We start from the raw sequence: 16,239 nt of genomic DNA on the forward strand, positions 1-16,239 counted from the left end.
CTGTGCGCGAACGGATTTTTAATCGCTATGCTGTACACCCGAGCAAACAACAGGAAGCAACGGGTGCCCGGGCGGATGGACATTGCGGCAAAACAAGCAATTGCACTTTCCGTGGTTATCCCCTGCTACAACGAACGGGACGGCATCGCAGAACTGCACCGGCGGGTGACGGCTGCATGCGATGCGCAAGCCGGTTCATCCTACGAGATCGTCCTTGTCATCGATGGCGCAACGGATGGGACACGCGAAGCGATCTTCGACCTCGCCGGCAAAGATACCCATATCGTTGCAATTGACCTGGCGCGAAACTACGGCCACCAGATCGCGCTGAGCGCTGGACTGGAACTGTGCCGTGGTCAGAGGATTCTCATCCTCGATGCCGATCTCCAGGATCCGCCAGAACTGCTTGGCCCGATGATGGTGAAGATGGATGAGGGCTTTGACGTCGTCTACGGCCAGAGGCTGAAGCGCGACGGCGAGAGCCTGTTCAAGAGAACGTCTGCATCGCTGTTTTACCGGTTGCTAAGGCGGATGGTCGATATCGACATTGCCGCTGATACCGGCGATTTCCGGTTGATGAGCCGCCGGGCCGTCGATCACCTCAACGCCATGCCGGAGCGCTACCGCTTCATCCGCGGCATGGTCAACTGGATCGGCTTGAAGCAGACCGCTTTTCACTACCATCGCCAGCCCCGCTTTGCCGGCACGACGCATTACCCATTGCGCAAGATGGTGCTTCTGGCGATCGATGCGATGACCAGCTTTTCGATCGCGCCGCTTCGTTTTGCCTCGCACCTCGGCATGCTCTTCGGTCTGATCGGCCTTGTGGCGCTGGGGTACACCATCTTCTCCTGGCTGGAGGGCAACGTCCTCCCCGGCTGGACGAGCCTGGCGGCGATCGTGCTCATCCTGGGCAGCGTCCAGTTGCTGTTTCTGGGTATCTTTGGCGAATATCTCGGGCGGATGTACATGGAGACGAAAAGGCGGCCACTCTACATCGTCAACGAAATTTTATGTTCCGACATGGTTGCAGAAGCCGCGGATGCGCATGTCCATCGCTTGCAGGCCCTCGTTCGGGGTAACGCCGGTGTTTGAGGCCGAGTTCGACAAATTCGCCGATGAATATGAACGGGAGCACGCTGCCAGTATTCGCCTGAGCGGTGAGGCGCCGGCGTTTTTTGCCCGTTACAAGATCAACGACGTGGCTGACGTTTTGCGGCGACGAGGCGAGAAACCGCTGCGAATACTCGACTTTGGCGCCGGTGTCGGTAACTCGCTGGGGCCGATGCGCGAAGCCTTTCCCGACAGCGAGATCGTTCTTCTCGATCCATCCTCGCAATCACTGGACATCGCCCGGACCCGTTTTCCGGGCCAGGCGCAGTGCCAGCCATTCGATGGCGAGACCATTCCTTACGACGACGGTCATTTCGACTTGGTTTTCACGGCCTGTGTTTTCCACCATATCCCCGAGGAGTTTCATGTCGGCCTTCTCGCCGAGATCGGCCGGGTGATGAAGCCGGGCGGGAGCTTTTTTCTGTTTGAGCACAATCCCTGGAATCCGCTGACCCTGCACGCGGTGAAGAACTGCAGCTTCGATGAGAACGCCGTTCTGATCAACGCCGTCCAGATGAAGACCCGGATGGCCAAGGCGGGCTTCCTCAAGACCAAAACCGTTTACCGGATCTTCTTTCCGCGTTTTCTTGCCAAATTACGGCCACTGGAGCGCTATCTCGCCGGTGTTCCGATGGGGGCTCAATATTTTGTTCACGCGGTCAAACCAGGTCTTTGAAGCCACGCGTCTCCTGCGGTTTGCAGCCGTCGGATTGCTCAACACCGCACTTGGGTACACGATCATCCTGGTGGCACTTAAGTTCGGTTGCGGCGACATCGCGTCCAATATTCTTGGTTATGCCTGCGGACTGATGCTTGGTTTTGTCCTCAACAGCCGCTTTACATTTTCAAGTGTCACACGCCTGCGCAAGGGCACGGCACTCCGATACGCATTGAGTTTCGCGGTCGCCTACGGGGCCAACCTGGCAGTTGTTTTCACGGCGCTTTCCTTCGGTTTCACCAGTAATCCATGGGTGCATCTGGCCGGTATCTGCATTTACTCGGTTCTGTTTTATCTCGCATCGTCGTGGTTCGTTTTCGTTCCCGCCCCTTTGCGTAACCCATCAGACGACACGGCATTTTGAGAGTGGATCATGGCTGCGACTGAGATGATTTTTGGGGAAACGAGTCCGCAGGATGTGCCTGTTCTGGGGCAAGAACAAGCCTCTATGGAACAGAGCCGGCGGATCCGTTTGGTCATTTGCCTGTTGATGGTTCTCGCCTTCACCGCACATTTGCTTTTCTATTCATCGGAGCTTTTAAAGGATCCCGATAATTGGTGGCAGGTGAAAGTGGGCCTGGACATGTTGGCAGACAGGGTTATCCCGGTTGCCGATACCTATTCGCATACGTTTGCGGGCCAGCCATGGATTGCCAAGGAGTGGCTGAGCCAGGTGCTTCTGGCGTCGGCCTACCAGGCTTTCGGCTGGAGCGGCGTGATCGCCATAACGGTCTCGGCGGTTGGCCTGATGACGTTCATTTTGACGTGGTATTTGAGCGCTGCGCTCAAGCCGATTGTCGCGATCGCCGTCGTCATCGTGGTCACGATCGTCGCGAGTTCCGTCTATAACGCGCGGCCGCTCATTTTCAGCCTTCCGATCATCGTCTTATGGACAGCGGTGCTTTTCCAGGCTGCCCGTGAGCGGCAACCACCGCCGTTCTGGCTTTTGGCGCTGATTGCCCTCTGGGCCAATCTGCACGGTACGTTTACCTTCGGCTTCGTGATCGCGGCCTTTGCCGGACTGGATTTTTTAGCGCGGGCACGCCTGTCGCAACCCCGGATTCTTGCCCAGTGGATCGCCTTCGGCCTGCTGTGCCCCGCAGTTACCCTGATCAATCCGTATGGCGTAAAGGCCATCCTGGCGACCTTTACCGTCACGTCCGGCAACGAGGCGGTTGCCTATATCGGCGAATGGAACCCCTTCAATGCCCGCACGGACGTTCTGCCCGAAATCCTGCTACTGACTGTCGTCGCCGCCCTGCTGATCACGCGAATCCGCATCCGCTGGACCTATGCCGCCTTTTTCCTCTTCACGCTGCACCTGTTCCTGGCCTATTCGCGCTTTCAGTATCTCTGGCTGCTGCTGGTGCCGCTGGTCTTGGCGGCGGATATCGCGGAACAGTTTCCAGCCTTGTCGATGCGTCAGTGGATGGATGAGGCCCGTGATGGTCTCGAACGGGCCATCGTCAAACATTACCGCCGGATCACCGGTATGATCGTGGTGAGCTGGTTTGCTGCCTGCGCAGCCTTCCTGAGTTTTTCCACGGTCGCTCCGAGCGACACAACGTCCGCATCGGGTGCACTCGCTTTCGCACGAACACAGGGCGTATCCGGAAATGTTCTGAACAGCTATAATTTCGGTGGCACGCTGATTTTCCACGGCATCAAAAGTTACATCGATGGCCGGACAGATCAGTTGTTCTTGAATGGCTTCATGAACGCAACGGCTGAAATGGGAACGGCCGGAGGCAAACCCGTTCTCCAAAAAACGATTGAAGACCACAACATCAAATGGGCGCTCTTGACACCGGACGACGCGCGCATTCCGTTTTTCAACGAGCTCTCCGGTTGGAAAAGAGCCTACGAAGATGCGTTTTCCGTCGTCTACGTCAACGGCGACTGACACCTATAGTCTGTGACAAGGAGCCCGCAGCAGGTTCCGGCGGGCTCTTCTGCCGTTTGATCACCGGGAATTACCGCTTGCGGCGAAGCAGCTGCATTAATTCAGGCATTGTCCGTGCCCTCCAGCGGCGGCCGGGAAACGAGACCACCTTAAATGGCCCCAGCCATAAGGGTTGACCGGATCATCGCAATGTCCTCCCGCAGGAAAGGCACGGCATCTCTCGACGGTGTGGTTCGGAACTCCCGCGCATATTGATGGCCTGAATAATTCGCCGCCGCGATCAGCCCCGGCGCCAGACAGTCGCCGATGCGAGTCACGGACTGGATTCCCGCATCCGCCCATTCGCTTCGGCGGGCAGTCAGATCCAGCCACAGCCTTTCGTCGGGAAGGCGGGCCGTGACCGGGACGAGGGCGGCGCAATCGATCGACCGCGTCTTGCCACTGTAGATGCAAGCCAGTTCGAGGGTCCCGGCCGTGCGGCCGGCAAGACAGTGGGCGGGGATGATCGTCACGTCCAGATCGATCAGCCGCCGCTGCACCCGGGCCTGTTCCAATGTGTGATTGCTCCAGGGGGAGACCTGAGCCTCCGGCGTCACAAACGTGACTTTCCGCCCAGACGCCGCCAGCAGTTCGGCCAGCACGCTGCCCATGTAGAAACAGTCATCGTCGAAAATCACCACCGGACCATCGACCGAAACGGCCTTCGCCCCGTCGCTCAGCAAGGCATCAGGAGATAGGGTTACACCCGCCTGCAGATAGTCCAACGGCAGACAGTGGGTGCGCCCGACACCATCGGAGCGCCAATGCGAGCCGGTGGCGATGGCGATATGGGGGATGCCGTATGCAAAGATATCGTCGGCGCTCAGCGCGCTTTGCAGATACATCTGTGCATTCTGGTAGGTTTTCAATTGCCCCACCCGCCAATCCCGCACGCGTGCCCATGTGGCCAACCCGGGCAGCCGGCTTTCGCGGCTGACCCGGCCGCCCCATTCGCGGCCGGCTTCAGCCAATGTAACGTCGAGGCCGCGCTGTGCCAGCGCCCGTGCCGCTTCAAGTCCTGCAGGTCCGCCTCCGACGACGAGCACGGCATCGGCAGTCTCCGAAGCTGGGATCCTTTCCGGATGCCAGCCCTTGCGCCATTCCTCGGCGACGGTTGGATTCTGCGTACAGCGCATCGGAGCCGACGTGTTGTCGCCGGATGTGCAGATGTTGCAGCCGATACACTCGCGGATATCGTCGATACGGCCTTCCTCGATCTTCAGCGGCAGGAATGGATCGGCAATGGAGGGGCGCGCCGCCCCGATAAAATCCATGATACCCCGCTTGATCACCCGCACCATGCTGTCCGGCGAAGTGTAGCGCCCGACGCCGACGACAGGCTTGGTGGTCACTGATTTGACAAAGCGGATATAGGGTTCCTGAAAACCTTCCTCTGAAAACCGTGACGTCTGGCTGTCGTTCGACCAGTTCGACAGGTTGACGTCCCAGAGGTCCGGCACCTCGGCCAGCGCCTCGATAATGTCGCGTCCTTCGCCCTCGCAGGTAATGCCCGAGGGGCCAAGCAGTTCGTCGACGGCCAGACGGACGGCGAGGGCGCAGGTGTCGCCGACAACGTCCCGGACATCGCCCAGAATCTCCCGGAACAGCCGCAGCCGGTTGTCGAAGGACCCGCCATATTCGTCGGTACGATGATTGTGCCTGCGCGACAGGAAGTGCTGGATCACGCTCATGTCGTGGCCGGAATAGATGTAGATGATATCGAAACCGGCCTGCTTGGCGCGGATGGCGGCATTGCGGTACCAGCGGCGCATGTCAGCGATATCGGACTTGTCCATGGCCCGCGCCTGAACCGGATCCAGCCCATCGCCGACGACATGCGACGGGGCAAGCGGGATCATCCGGCTGAAACGGTTGGCGACGTGCAGGCCGTTGTGAACCAGCTGGATCGCCGCCAGGCTGCCATGCGCGTGGATCTTGCCGGCGACCAGCGAAAGCGCGCCGATATCGTCGTCGTCCCAAAGCCTGGCCTCATTGGCCGGTGTGAGGTCTGACGTGGGATGGATTTCCGCTTCCTGCGTCGAAATGACCGCCCAGCCGCCTTCCGCCTTGATCCCACGCATCTGCGCCTCGGCATTGGGATAGCGATAACCCATGCCGGAACAGTGGGGGACCTGGTAGAAGCGATTTCGTGCCGTCAGAGGCCCGATTTTCACCGGCTCGAAAAGCACGTCGTAGCGAGGATCTCTTGTCATCTTCGGGCCGTCGTCCCCTCACACAGTTGTCGCTGCCGCCACGTCTTGCCGGGCAATCCACTAAGGCAGGATAGTGGGCTTCAGCCATCTTGCAAGAGAAATTATACAGTCATATAATTACCCTGTACTGCTTTGATATGGTTCAGTTTCAACGAGAGCCTCACAATTCGGCCGGAAAGCCCGGCGCACGCAGATCTGTGCCCACCGCATCCTCCAGCAGCTTCACCACCTGCGACGACCAGGCATTGCCGCCATAGGTCGAGCGGGCGCGGATGAAGGTCTGCAATGTGTGCGAGGCGAGATCGAGCGGTACGCCGAATTGCTTGCCGAAGCCGAGCGCGAAGCCGAGATCCTTGCAGGCGAGATCCATGGTGAAGTTGATGTTGTAGCTGCCGTTCAGGATCACCTGGCCTTCCGTCTCGTGCACGAAACTGTTGCCGGAACTCGCCTTGATGATGTTGAAGGCATCGGTCAGGTCGATGCCGCCCTTCTTCGCCAGCATCAGCGCCTCGCCGGTCGCCAGAAGGTGGATGAAAGCCAGCATATTGGTGATGACCTTGATCACCGCCGCCTTGCCGAGCGGTCCGGCGTGAAAGATCTCGCCGCCCATGGCGCTCAGTGCCGGCAGATGTGTTTCAAACAGGTCGCGGTCACCACCGGCGATGACGGTGATGTCGCCAGCGGCTGCGCGGTGAACACCGCCGGTCACCGGCGCTTCCAGCATACGAATGCCGTGAGCGGCAGCGATCGCTGAGAGACGCTCAATATCGTTCTGGTCGAGCGTGCTCATCTCGATCCAGGTCCCACCGGCTTTCAAGCCCGACAGGATGCCGTCCGGACCGGTCAGCACGGCCCCGGAGATCGCCGGTGAGGGCAAGCAGGTGATGACGGCATCAACTTCTATCGCCAGCGCCTGCGGACTGTCCGCCCACCGCGCGCCACGCTCAAGCAGCAGTTCCGCCCGGCTGCGGTCCCGGTCGTGAACGGTGACCGGAAACCCCTCGCGCACAAGACTGCCCGCCAGGTGCTGGCCGAGATGTCCAAGTCCGATAAAGCCGTAGCGCATGTCCGTCCTCCGTTTCAGGTTGGCTCGGCGCACTGGTGGAAATGGCTCCCTCCGTCGCCGCACGGCCGTGGTCTTCAGGTTCTCAAGCCGCGTCTTCGAGGATCATCGCAGCACCCTTTTCCGCGACCATCATCGTCGGTGCATTGATGTTGCCGGCCGTGACATTGGGAAAGACCGAGGCATCGACGATACGCAGGCCTTCGACCCCATGCACACGAAGACGGGCGTCCACCACCGATGCCGAAGCATCCGGTCCCATCATGCAGCTTCCGCAGAGATGGTAGATCGAGCTGGCATTGGCACGGAAATAGTCGAGCAGGCTTTCGTCGCTTTCAGCGGCCGGCGACGGGGAAACCTCTGCATCGATAATGGCTGCGAGCGAAGGCGCCGATGCGATCCGGCGCACCAGCCGGCTCCCCTCGATGACATCGGCGATATCGCGATCGGTCGAAAGGTAGTTCGGCTGGATCAGCGCTGCGGCTGCCGGATCGCCCGAGGCAAGGGCAATCCGGCCGCGGCTGGTGGGACGGCACGAGTTGAAGGCAATGAGGAAACCCGCATAGGGCTCCGGCACCATCGAGGCGCTGGCGTCGACAGGAATGCGGTAGGACAGCGGATTGAAATAAAGCTGGATATTGGGCCGCTCACGCGCCGGGTTGCCGCGAAAGAAACCGCCCGCCTGATTGACGCTCATGGCGAACGGCCCCTTGCGGGTGAGGATATATTGGAGCCCCAGCCGCGCCTGTCCAAACAGGCTGCCGAATACGCCGTTCAACGTCGGCCGGTTGGCGCGGTAGTAAAAGCTCGCCGCCAGATGATCCTGCAGATTTTCGCCGACGGCCGGCAGATGACGGCGGCTGTCGATACCCTTAGCACCGAGCGCTTCGCCATCGCCGATCCCCGAAAGCTGCAGCAGTTTCGGCGTATCGATCGCGCCCGCCGAGACGACGACTTCACGCCGAGCCGAAAATGTCCGCCTGACGCCATCCTGCAAAACCTCTACCCCGGTCGCGCGCCCATCCGACGCGAAGAGCAGCCTCTGTGCAAAGGCACGGCGCTCGATCGAGACATTGGCCCGTCTGAGGGCCGGACGAAGGTACTCGGTGCTCGAATGCGAGCGCCGGCCATTGCGGGTATTGATATCGTAGACCCCGGCACCCTCGATCGAAGCGCCGTTGAAGTCGGTCGTCGATGGCAGTTGCAGCTCTTCGCAGCCTTTAAGGTACGCGTCGGTGACCGGATGGGTCATGCCGCGCATCGGCATCACATGGATCGGGCCATGGCCGCCATGCCAGTGCGAGGCGCCTTTTTCATGGGTCTCAAGCTTCTTGAAAAACGGTAGGACATCGGCAGCGCTCCAGCCCGGGTTCCCAGCGGCTTCCCAGTCGTCGAAGTCGTCCGCAGCACCCCGCACGAACACCATCGCATTGATCGAACCGGACCCGCCCTGCACCTTGCCGCGCGGCACATAAATCCGACGCCCGTCGAGCCCAGCCTCCGGCTCGGTCGAATACATCCAGTTGACCTTGGGGTTGTAATAGCTCTTGGCGTAGCCGATCGGGATCTTGAACCAGAAGGACGAGTCCTTGTCCCCCGCCTCTACGAGGAGAACGCTGTAGCGGCCGCTCTCGCTCAGGCGGCTTGCAAGGATGCAGCCCGCCGAGCCGGCGCCGATGATGACGAAGTCGTAGATCATGAACGGTCTCTGTTCGCGCTCAGCCCCTGGCGGGCATGAACTCCTTGATATCGGCGGGCGCTGCGGCCATCTGCAGATGCAGGCGGTCGCCGGTATAGGGGGAGTGCTTCGCAACGACATCGAGATTGAGCTCGATGCCGAGACCCGGTTCGCGCGACGGGATGAGATAGCCATCGTCGAACTGCAGCTTGGTCTTCAGCACCTCACCGTGAAAGCCGCCAAAATCCATGATCGCTTCGTGGATAAGGAAGTTCGGCGTTGCGGCCGAAAGCTGGATACTGGCGGCGGCACCCACCGGACCATTGTAGAGATGCGGCGCGATCTGGGCGTAGAAGGCCTCGGCCATCCCCGCGATCTTCTTGGCTTCCAAAAGGCCGCCGACACGGGCGACATTCATCTGCAGGATCGCCGCCGCGCCGAGCTGTAGCACGCGCTGGAATTCGTATTTCGTCGTCAGCCGCTCGCCGGTCGAGATCGGGATGGATGTGGCGCGCGCCACTTCGGCCATGGCCGCTTCCTGTCCGGGCGGCACCGGCTCTTCGAACCAAAGCGGATCGTATTTCTCCAGCCGCCGCGCCAGCCGGATCGCCGAGGATGGCACCATCTGCCCATGCGTGCCGAAGAGGATATCGGCGCGGCTGCCAATCGCTTCGCGGATCTTAGCGCAGAAGAGTTCGCAGCGGTCGAGAACCCCCATCGAAAGCTGGTGGCCGGAATAGTTGGTGTAGGGGCCGGCCGGATCGAACTTGACGGCGGTAAAACCCATCTCGACCATGCGGATGGCTTCGTCAGCAGCAAGGTCCGGGTCGTTGTAATCATAGTCGCCGGCCGCATTCCTTGGATAGAGATAGGTATAGGCGCGCAGCTTTTCGTGGACGGTGCCGCCGAGCAGATCGGAAACCGGCCGGCCGGCAGCCTTGCCGATGATGTCCCAGCAGGCGATTTCCAGGCCCGAGACGATCCCCATCATCGTCGTGTCGGGGCGCTGCGTGAAGCCGCTCGAATAGGCCGCCCGCCAGAAACGCTCGATCTGGTGAGGATCGTGATCGAGCAGATAGCGCTGGAAGACATCGTCGATCAGCGGAACCATGGCCGAGGGATGGAACGAGGTCGCATAGATTTCGCCGACCCCCGAAATGCCGCAGGCCGTCTCAAGCTGGACGAAAATCCAATACATGCCGCCGACATGCGGCGGTGGAACGGCGACCACGTGGGTTTTCAGCGATGCGATCTTCATGGGTGGTTCCTCCCTTGCCAGGTGATCAGTGTTTCAGGATGACAAGCCGCGTCTGCGTGAATTCCAGCATGCCGTGTTTGCCGTCGTCGCCGCCGAGCCCGGATTTCTTCCAGCCGGCGTGATAACCCTGGTACGGATCGGCCGGGAAACGGTTGACATAAAGCTCGCCCGCCTCAATCTCGCTCGCCGCCTGCATCACCTTGCGGTAGCTTTCCGAAAACAGCACCGAGGCGAGCCCGAACTGGTGATCGCTGGCGAGCGCCAAAGCCTCGTCGAACGTCTCGTAGGACAAAACCGCCAGCACCGGGCCGAACACCTCTTCCCGGACGATCTCCATCTCCTGGCGGCAGCCGGTGATCAGGGTCGGCGGATAGAAATAGCCGTCACCGTCCGGAACGGTGCCACCAACGACGACAGTTGCTCCCTCGGCCATGGCCCGTTCGACCATCCCATGGATACGATCGCGCGCTACAGCATTGGCAAGCGGCCCCATCATCTCGGGATCGGCGGCGCGATCGCCGAAGCGGCGGGCGGCAAAGCCTTGACGCAGTTTTTCGACCAGAGCGTCGTGGATCGAGGCATGCACATAAAGCCGCTCCGCAGAGGTACAGACCTGTCCGCAATGGGCCGTCTTTGCGCCCAGAACCAAACGGGCAACCGCGTCGAGATCGGCATCGGGTTCGACGATGACAGGCGACTTGCCCCCAAGCTCCAAAGAGGGTTTGGCAATATTGGTCTTGCAGTAGTCGAGCACCGTCTGGCCCGCAGAAACGCTGCCGGTCAGCGTGATCATGCCGACTGCCGGATGCGTGCACATGGTGCGGGCCACATCGTGGGACATCGTCATGATATTGACGAGGCCGGCCGGCAGACCGGCTTCCAGCACGGCTTGCGCAAACGCGAAGGCTGAGGTGGGCGTGGTGTTGCTCGGGCGGACAACGACGGCATTGCCGGTGATGAGGGCGGGCGCAATCTTGCGCACCAGCGTGTAGATCGGGAAATTGAACGGGATCAGGCAGGCAACGACGCCGATGGGCTCGCGCTTGAGCAGCAGGGTCTCGTCGGGCGTATCGCTTTCAATGATCTCGCCTTCGATGCGGCGTGCCCATTCCGCGTGATAGCGCAACAGCTCGACGCCGTAGATGGCTTCGGCGGTGGCGTCTGCAAGGCTCTTCCCGGATTCCAGCGCCAGCGCCTCGCCAATCCTTGGTGCATGATGCTCGATCGCATCGGCGAGTTTGCGCAAGGCATCGCCCCGCTGAATCGCCGGGAGCTGGCGCCAAAGCTTTTGCGCGCCTTTCGCTGCCTCGACTGCTGCCGCGACATCAGCGTCGTCTGCGGCCGGAATCGTGGTGAAGACCTTGCCGTTGGCCGGATTGCGCACCTCGATCCCGGACAAGCCGGACGCTTCGACAAAACGGCCACCGATGAAGTTGCGATGCTGCGTCATGAGCCCACCTGAAACATAGTCTGTTTCAGGCAGTAGAGTGGACGCAGCCCCCGGTTCGCAAGCGACTTATTATCGGGCCAAGCATTCCAAAAACGAATGTTCGGTCTTGCTCATTTTGCGCCGCCGCAAAGGCCATAGTCCGACGCGACCTCGTTTAGAAGCCACGTTCGAAACTGTCGAACATTTGCGGCTTCAGGCTGATCCGTGCGGGTGACCAGCCAGTAGGATTCATGGCCTTCGACTTCGACATCCAGCACAGGCACGAGCTGGCCGCTTTGCAGCTGGCTGCTGACCATGAAGCGATCGACCACGGCAATGCCCAACCCGTTGCAGGCGGCTTCGATCACCAGGTCGAGAAGATCGAATTCCATGCCGCCGCGCACATCGGTGTCGCTGAGGCCGGCGGCGTCCAGCCAATGTTGCCAGGTGAGATAGCGCTGGTCGGCTGCGGCCAGCACATGCAGGAACGTCAGGGATGAAAGGTCGATAGGACCGCTTCGGCTGGCTGCATCCAAAAGGCCAGGCGCGCAGACGGCGATGTGCCGTTCGGTCATCAGGATGCGCGATTGCAGCATCGGCCATTCGCCATCACCGAAGCGGATGGCGCAATCCAGCAGGCTGCGCTCGGCCAGCGTGTCCTTGAGATCGGTGCTGAGGCTGATCTCGATCTCCGGCAGCGCTTCGCGCAGACGCGACAACCGGGGCATCAGCCAGCGCTTGGCAAAAGTCGGCGGGACGTTGACGCGCAGCCGGTTGCGATTGTTCTTCTCCATGATCGAGCGCACCGTCTGCTCGACATTGTGAAAAGCGAGCTGCAGCGTTGCCAAAAGTTCGGCGCCGGCCCGCGTCAGCTCGAGATCGTGGTGATGGCGGATCAGCAGGTTTTCGCCCAGCTGTTTTTCCAGATTGCGGACCTGTCGGCTGACCGCACTTTGCGTCAGGTTCAGCGTCTGTGCCGCCCGCGTAAAGCTGCGGGTCTGACCGACGACCTCAAACACCTTCATCGCCGAAAGCGCAGGTAATTTCCGCATTCCATCGCTTCCATTCAGTCTGGTGAACTGTGTTGGCCGAGCCGTGCATTCATCTATGTTCCAGGCGTCTGGACAAGGTCAAGTTTCTCTGAGCTATATCGGCCATGTCAGCAGCAGCATTGGCACACTGACGATCAGCACGAGCAAGGAGAGGGGCAGTCCAAGGCGTGCATAGTCTCCGAACCGATAGCCGCCAGGTCCCATCACCAACGTATTGCACTGGTGTCCGATCGGAGTGAGGAAATCGCACCCGGCACCAATCGCCACTGCCATGAGAAAAGCATCGGGGGCAAAGCCGAGTTTTTCTGCAAATGTTGCAGCGATCGGCGCCATCACAAGCACGGTCGCCGCATTGTTGAGGAAGGGCGTCACCGCCATCGCGGCCACCAGGATGAGCGCCAGGGCGCCGTAAGGTGGCAGCATTTCTGCCGTTTGCGACAAAAGATCGGCGATGACGTCTGTCGTTCCGGTGGTTCTCAGCGAGTCACTGATCGGGATCAATGCCGCCAGCATCAGCAGGATAGGTGCATCGAGATAGCTGTAAATCCCGCGCAACGGCAGGGCTCCACTGATGACCATCAGGAACGCCGCTGCGAAAAACGCAGTTGCGACCGGTACGCCGCCGAAAGCCGTCGCTCCCATGGTCGCGATAAGGATCAGCACCGGCACCAGGCCGTTACGAACACTGCCCAGCTTCACATCCCGCTCCACCAGCGGCAGGCAGCCCCACTCACGCAGCATATCCGGCAGGCGCTGCAAGTCTCCCTGAAGAACCAGCACGTCGCCGTTGCGGATCTTGATCTCGCCCAGACGTTCGACAAACCGTTTGTCGCGGCGGCTGACCGCCAGAAGGTTGACGCCCGTATTTTCAAACAGCGACAGGTCCTTGGCACTCACTCCGATCAGCCGTGAATGTTCGCCGACGATCGCTTCCACCGCGCTGACGTCCTTTGCCCCGTCCTTTTCAGGGGTGCGGTCGGACAGCTGCAGTTTTCCTTCGCTGACGATCTTGTTGAGGGCGCCCTGCTCCCCCTCGATGATCAGCACATCACCTTCCTTGAGGATCGTATCCGGCAGGGGGGTCCGTTTTCGATCATTGTTGCTGATGATCGCGGTCACCATTGCATCACCATGTGCCGGCTTTTGCAGCCAGCTGACCGATCGGCCGACGGCAGACGATTGCGCGGTCAAGCTCGCCTCGGTGGTGTAGTTCTTGATCTTCACAGCCTCGTCCATCGAAGCCGCCTCCTTCACCCGTTCGGGAAGCAGCTTGTAGCAAACGGCAAGAAAGATAATTCCGGTCACGGTCAGGGCCGCTCCCACCGGCGTGTAATCGAACATCGTGAACGGCGTCCCGGTAATGTCCTCGCGCACCCGCGAGACGATGATGTTGGGCGATGTGCCAATCTGCGTCATCAGGCCCCCCAACAGGGACGCAAACGACATGGGCATCAGAAACATCGAGGGTGATACCCGGGATTTTCTCGCCATGTGGATGGCCACCGGAATCATGATCGCCAGGGCGCCGATATTCTTGATGAAAGCCGAAAGGACCGCCACGATGACCACTAGAATGACAAGCTGGGTCCGGGGGGATCGCTTTTCGGGAGAAAGGTGCCGGAGCGCGACATCCATGATGCCCGATCGCGATATCGCCGCGCTGACGACCAAAGCGCTGCCGACGATAATGACGATATCATCGGAAAAGCCGGAAAACGCATCTTTTGCCGGGACGATACCGATAAGAACAGCGGCCAGCAGCGAACCTGCCGCAACTATATCATAGCGATACCGTCCCCACACGAATGCAGCCATCATCAACGCGATGATGAGTAGGGAAAGCCATTGATCTGTTTGCATGAATGTATCCTGATGGGCGCTGCTAAACGCTTAAGACCGCATTTTGATGCACGCGGTCAAAACAAATTTTGCGAACATCATCTCGCTGCCGATCCGTTCCACCGTCCCGCCAGGTTCGGCCGCTTATTGCCGAAAAAGGGCAATGGGCGATCCCTTCCTTCCACGCGGAGCCGATAAAATAGAACACTAATTCAATAGACTATCTTGATCAAAAGCCTCTTTGGTTTACCCTTTTCCTCAGCTTACAATTTGAGGATATCCAATGGGAATTTCGGGAAAACTCAAGGCAGCAACCGTCATCGGCGCGGTGCTGATGTCGCTGGCATCGTCGGCGGCCTTTGCTGAGGATGCTGCCAAACCCGCGCAGGGCGGCACGCTGATTTACCTGGAGCAGCAACCGCACACCAACCTGTATCCACCGGCCGGCGGTTTCTACCCGAATGGCGGCGTGCTCAACCAGATCACCGACAAGCTGACCTTTCAGAACCCGAAAACGCTGGAGATCGAGCCCTGGATCGCCGAATCCTGGACGGTCAACGACAACGCCACGGAATACACCTTCAAGCTGCGCAAGGGCGTGACCTTCTCCGACGGCTCGCCGCTGGACGCCAATGCCGTTGCCAAGAATTTCGATACGTTCGGTCTAGGCAACAAGGAGCTGAAGCAGCCGGTTTCCGAAGTCATCAACAACTATGACCGCAGCGAAGTCATCGATCCGCTGACCGTCAAATTCTATTTCAAGAAACCATCGCCGGGCTTCCTGCAGGGCACCTCCGTCATCGGTTCCGGCCTGGTCTCTCTGGCAACGCTGGCACTGCCGTTTGAGCAGCTCGGCGATGCGACCAAAATCGTCGGCTCCGGCCCGTTCGTGGTCGAAAGCGAAACGCTCGGCAAGGAACTGTCGCTGAAGGTTCGCGAAGATTATGTCTGGGGACCGGCAAAGATCGAACATCAGGGCCGCGCCTATCTCGACGGCATCAAATACGTGATCACCGGCGAGGATAGCGTCCGCATCGGCGCGCTTCTGTCCGGCCAGGCGGATTTCATCCGCCAGGTGCAGGCCTATGACGAGGCGCAGGTCGAGGGACAGGGTTACAAGATCTATGCAGCCCCAACGCGCGGCGTCAACAATAGCGTCGTCTTCCGTCCGGATAATCCGCTGGTTGCCGATGTGCGCGTCCGCCAGGCATTGCTGCACGGCACGAATGCGCAGGAGATCATCTCGACGCTGTTTTCGGCCAACTATCCACAGGCCAAGTCGATCGTCGCTTCGACCGCACAGGGTTATGTCGATCTGTCGTCCAAGCTGACTTTTGATCCGGCCAAGGCGGCGAAGCTCTTGGATGAAGCCGGCTGGGCGCCGGGCGCCAATGGCGTCCGCGAAAAGGATGGCCTGCCGCTGGTTCTGACGGCGTATGAATCACCGCCGCAACCCCAGAACAAGGCAACCCTTCAGCTCGTCTCGCAACAATGGGCCAAGCTCGGCGTGACGCTGAACGTTCTGGCTGGCGATGCCGGCAGCAGAACCGTTGATGATCTCGATCCGGCAAAAACCCCGGTCTCTCCCGCCATGGTCGGCCGCGCCGATCCGGATGTGATCAAGAGCCAGTACTATCCGAAAAACCGTGACGTGCTGCGCCAGAAGGGCGGTCCGAGCGACAAGGTTAAATCCTTTGTCGATGACAAGCTGAACGGTTTGCTCGAAGCGCTGTCCTCGGAACCGAACCGCGAAAAACGGCTGCAGATCGCCGGCGAAGTCCAGAGCTACGTGCTCGACCAGGCCTATGCGATCCCGATCTTCGAAGAACCGCAGGCCTATGCCGGCGCGCCCTATCTGCAGGGCGTCGAGTTCGAAGCTGTTGGCCGTCCGCGCTTCTACAGCACCTGGCTTGCCGAACACTAACGGCTCCAAC

General features: G+C 60.2%; 12 protein-coding genes. 5 read left to right on the top strand and 7 right to left on the bottom strand.

The genetic code is table 11. The features are described 5' to 3' along the window. The first annotated feature begins 75 nt into the window (after window positions 1-75). The 4 genes from ACP7BS_RS27390 to ACP7BS_RS27405 all read left to right on the top strand — a co-directional run bounded on the left by ACP7BS_RS27390 (window position 76) and on the right by ACP7BS_RS27405 (window position 3,734). Window positions 76-1,095: a glycosyltransferase family 2 protein gene (locus tag ACP7BS_RS27390; RefSeq protein ID WP_426240636.1), complete on the top strand. Its 1,020-nt coding sequence runs from the start codon at window positions 76-78 to the stop codon at window positions 1,093-1,095. Beyond that, entirely contained in the window at window positions 1,043-1,789 is a 747-nt protein-coding gene (locus ACP7BS_RS27395; protein ID WP_426240614.1) for a class I SAM-dependent methyltransferase, read from the top strand. Before ACP7BS_RS27390 ends, ACP7BS_RS27395 begins: the two co-directional genes overlap by 53 nt. Continuing rightward, on the top strand, window positions 1,737-2,195 hold the full coding sequence (locus ACP7BS_RS27400) for a GtrA family protein (RefSeq protein WP_426240637.1): 459 nt from the start codon (window positions 1,737-1,739) through the stop codon (window positions 2,193-2,195). The genes ACP7BS_RS27395 and ACP7BS_RS27400 overlap by 53 nt, the downstream gene beginning before the upstream one ends. Window positions 2,196-2,414: 219 nt before the next feature. After that, window positions 2,415-3,734: a hypothetical protein gene (locus tag ACP7BS_RS27405; protein ID WP_426240615.1), complete on the top strand. Its 1,320-nt coding sequence runs from the start codon at window positions 2,415-2,417 to the stop codon at window positions 3,732-3,734. Window positions 3,735-3,883: 149 nt separating this feature from the next. Here ACP7BS_RS27405 and ACP7BS_RS27410 read toward each other — a convergent pair whose 3' ends face one another. The 7 genes from ACP7BS_RS27410 to ACP7BS_RS27440 form a co-directional block, all read right to left on the bottom strand. After that, on the bottom strand, window positions 3,884-5,986 hold the full coding sequence (locus tag ACP7BS_RS27410) for an NAD(P)-binding protein (RefSeq protein ID WP_426240616.1): 2,103 nt from the start codon (window positions 5,984-5,986) through the stop codon (window positions 3,884-3,886). A gap of 160 nt (window positions 5,987-6,146) precedes the next feature. Continuing rightward, entirely contained in the window at window positions 6,147-7,052 is a 906-nt protein-coding gene (locus tag ACP7BS_RS27415; protein WP_426240617.1) for an NAD(P)-dependent oxidoreductase, read from the bottom strand. 82 nt (window positions 7,053-7,134) lie between these two features. Next, window positions 7,135-8,748 (bottom strand): GMC family oxidoreductase, encoded by a 1,614-nt coding sequence (locus ACP7BS_RS27420; RefSeq protein WP_426240618.1) that lies wholly within the window; start codon window positions 8,746-8,748, stop codon window positions 7,135-7,137. A gap of 19 nt (window positions 8,749-8,767) precedes the next feature. Further along, on the bottom strand, window positions 8,768-9,985 hold the full coding sequence (locus ACP7BS_RS27425) for a mandelate racemase/muconate lactonizing enzyme family protein (RefSeq protein ID WP_426240619.1): 1,218 nt from the start codon (window positions 9,983-9,985) through the stop codon (window positions 8,768-8,770). 25 nt (window positions 9,986-10,010) lie between these two features. Beyond that, a complete protein-coding gene (aldA, locus tag ACP7BS_RS27430; protein ID WP_426240620.1) occupies window positions 10,011-11,435 on the bottom strand; it encodes an aldehyde dehydrogenase in 1,425 nt (474 codons plus the stop codon). Between the two features lie 110 nt (window positions 11,436-11,545). Continuing rightward, window positions 11,546-12,466, bottom strand: coding sequence for a LysR substrate-binding domain-containing protein (locus ACP7BS_RS27435; protein WP_426240621.1), 921 nt, complete (start codon window positions 12,464-12,466; stop codon window positions 11,546-11,548). 93 nt (window positions 12,467-12,559) lie between these two features. Further along, on the bottom strand, window positions 12,560-14,326 hold the full coding sequence (locus ACP7BS_RS27440; protein WP_426240623.1) for an SLC13 family permease: 1,767 nt from the start codon (window positions 14,324-14,326) through the stop codon (window positions 12,560-12,562). Window positions 14,327-14,588: 262 nt separating this feature from the next. On the opposite strand from ACP7BS_RS27440, the gene ACP7BS_RS27445 reads away from it, so the two are divergent. Then, window positions 14,589-16,229: a TIGR04028 family ABC transporter substrate-binding protein gene (locus ACP7BS_RS27445; RefSeq protein ID WP_426240624.1), complete on the top strand. Its 1,641-nt coding sequence runs from the start codon at window positions 14,589-14,591 to the stop codon at window positions 16,227-16,229. Window positions 16,230-16,239 lie beyond the last annotated feature (10 nt).

This window comes from Pararhizobium sp. DWP1-1-3 (assembly GCF_049896125.1).
Classification (GTDB): domain Bacteria; phylum Pseudomonadota; class Alphaproteobacteria; order Rhizobiales; family Rhizobiaceae; genus Pararhizobium.

What these genes read in the sequence shown, in the direction of transcription:
- ACP7BS_RS27390 (WP_426240636.1), top strand. Translation starts at nt 76, where the DNA reads ATGGACATTGCGGCAAAACAAGCAATTGCACTTTCCGTGGTTATCCCC.
- ACP7BS_RS27395 (WP_426240614.1), top strand. Translation starts at nt 1,043, where the DNA reads ATGCGCATGTCCATCGCTTGCAGGCCCTCGTTCGGGGTAACGCCGGTG.
- ACP7BS_RS27405 (WP_426240615.1), top strand. Translation starts at nt 2,415, where the DNA reads ATGTTGGCAGACAGGGTTATCCCGGTTGCCGATACCTATTCGCATACG.
- ACP7BS_RS27410 (WP_426240616.1), bottom strand. Translation starts at nt 5,986, where the DNA reads ATGACAAGAGATCCTCGCTACGACGTGCTTTTCGAGCCGGTGAAAATC.
- ACP7BS_RS27415 (WP_426240617.1), bottom strand. Translation starts at nt 7,052, where the DNA reads ATGCGCTACGGCTTTATCGGACTTGGACATCTCGGCCAGCACCTGGCG.
- ACP7BS_RS27420 (WP_426240618.1), bottom strand. Translation starts at nt 8,748, where the DNA reads ATGATCTACGACTTCGTCATCATCGGCGCCGGCTCGGCGGGCTGCATC.
- ACP7BS_RS27425 (WP_426240619.1), bottom strand. Translation starts at nt 9,985, where the DNA reads ATGAAGATCGCATCGCTGAAAACCCACGTGGTCGCCGTTCCACCGCCG.
- aldA (WP_426240620.1), bottom strand. Translation starts at nt 11,435, where the DNA reads ATGACGCAGCATCGCAACTTCATCGGTGGCCGTTTTGTCGAAGCGTCC.
- ACP7BS_RS27435 (WP_426240621.1), bottom strand. Translation starts at nt 12,466, where the DNA reads ATGCGGAAATTACCTGCGCTTTCGGCGATGAAGGTGTTTGAGGTCGTC.
- ACP7BS_RS27440 (WP_426240623.1), bottom strand. Translation starts at nt 14,326, where the DNA reads ATGCAAACAGATCAATGGCTTTCCCTACTCATCATCGCGTTGATGATG.
- ACP7BS_RS27445 (WP_426240624.1), top strand. Translation starts at nt 14,589, where the DNA reads ATGGGAATTTCGGGAAAACTCAAGGCAGCAACCGTCATCGGCGCGGTG.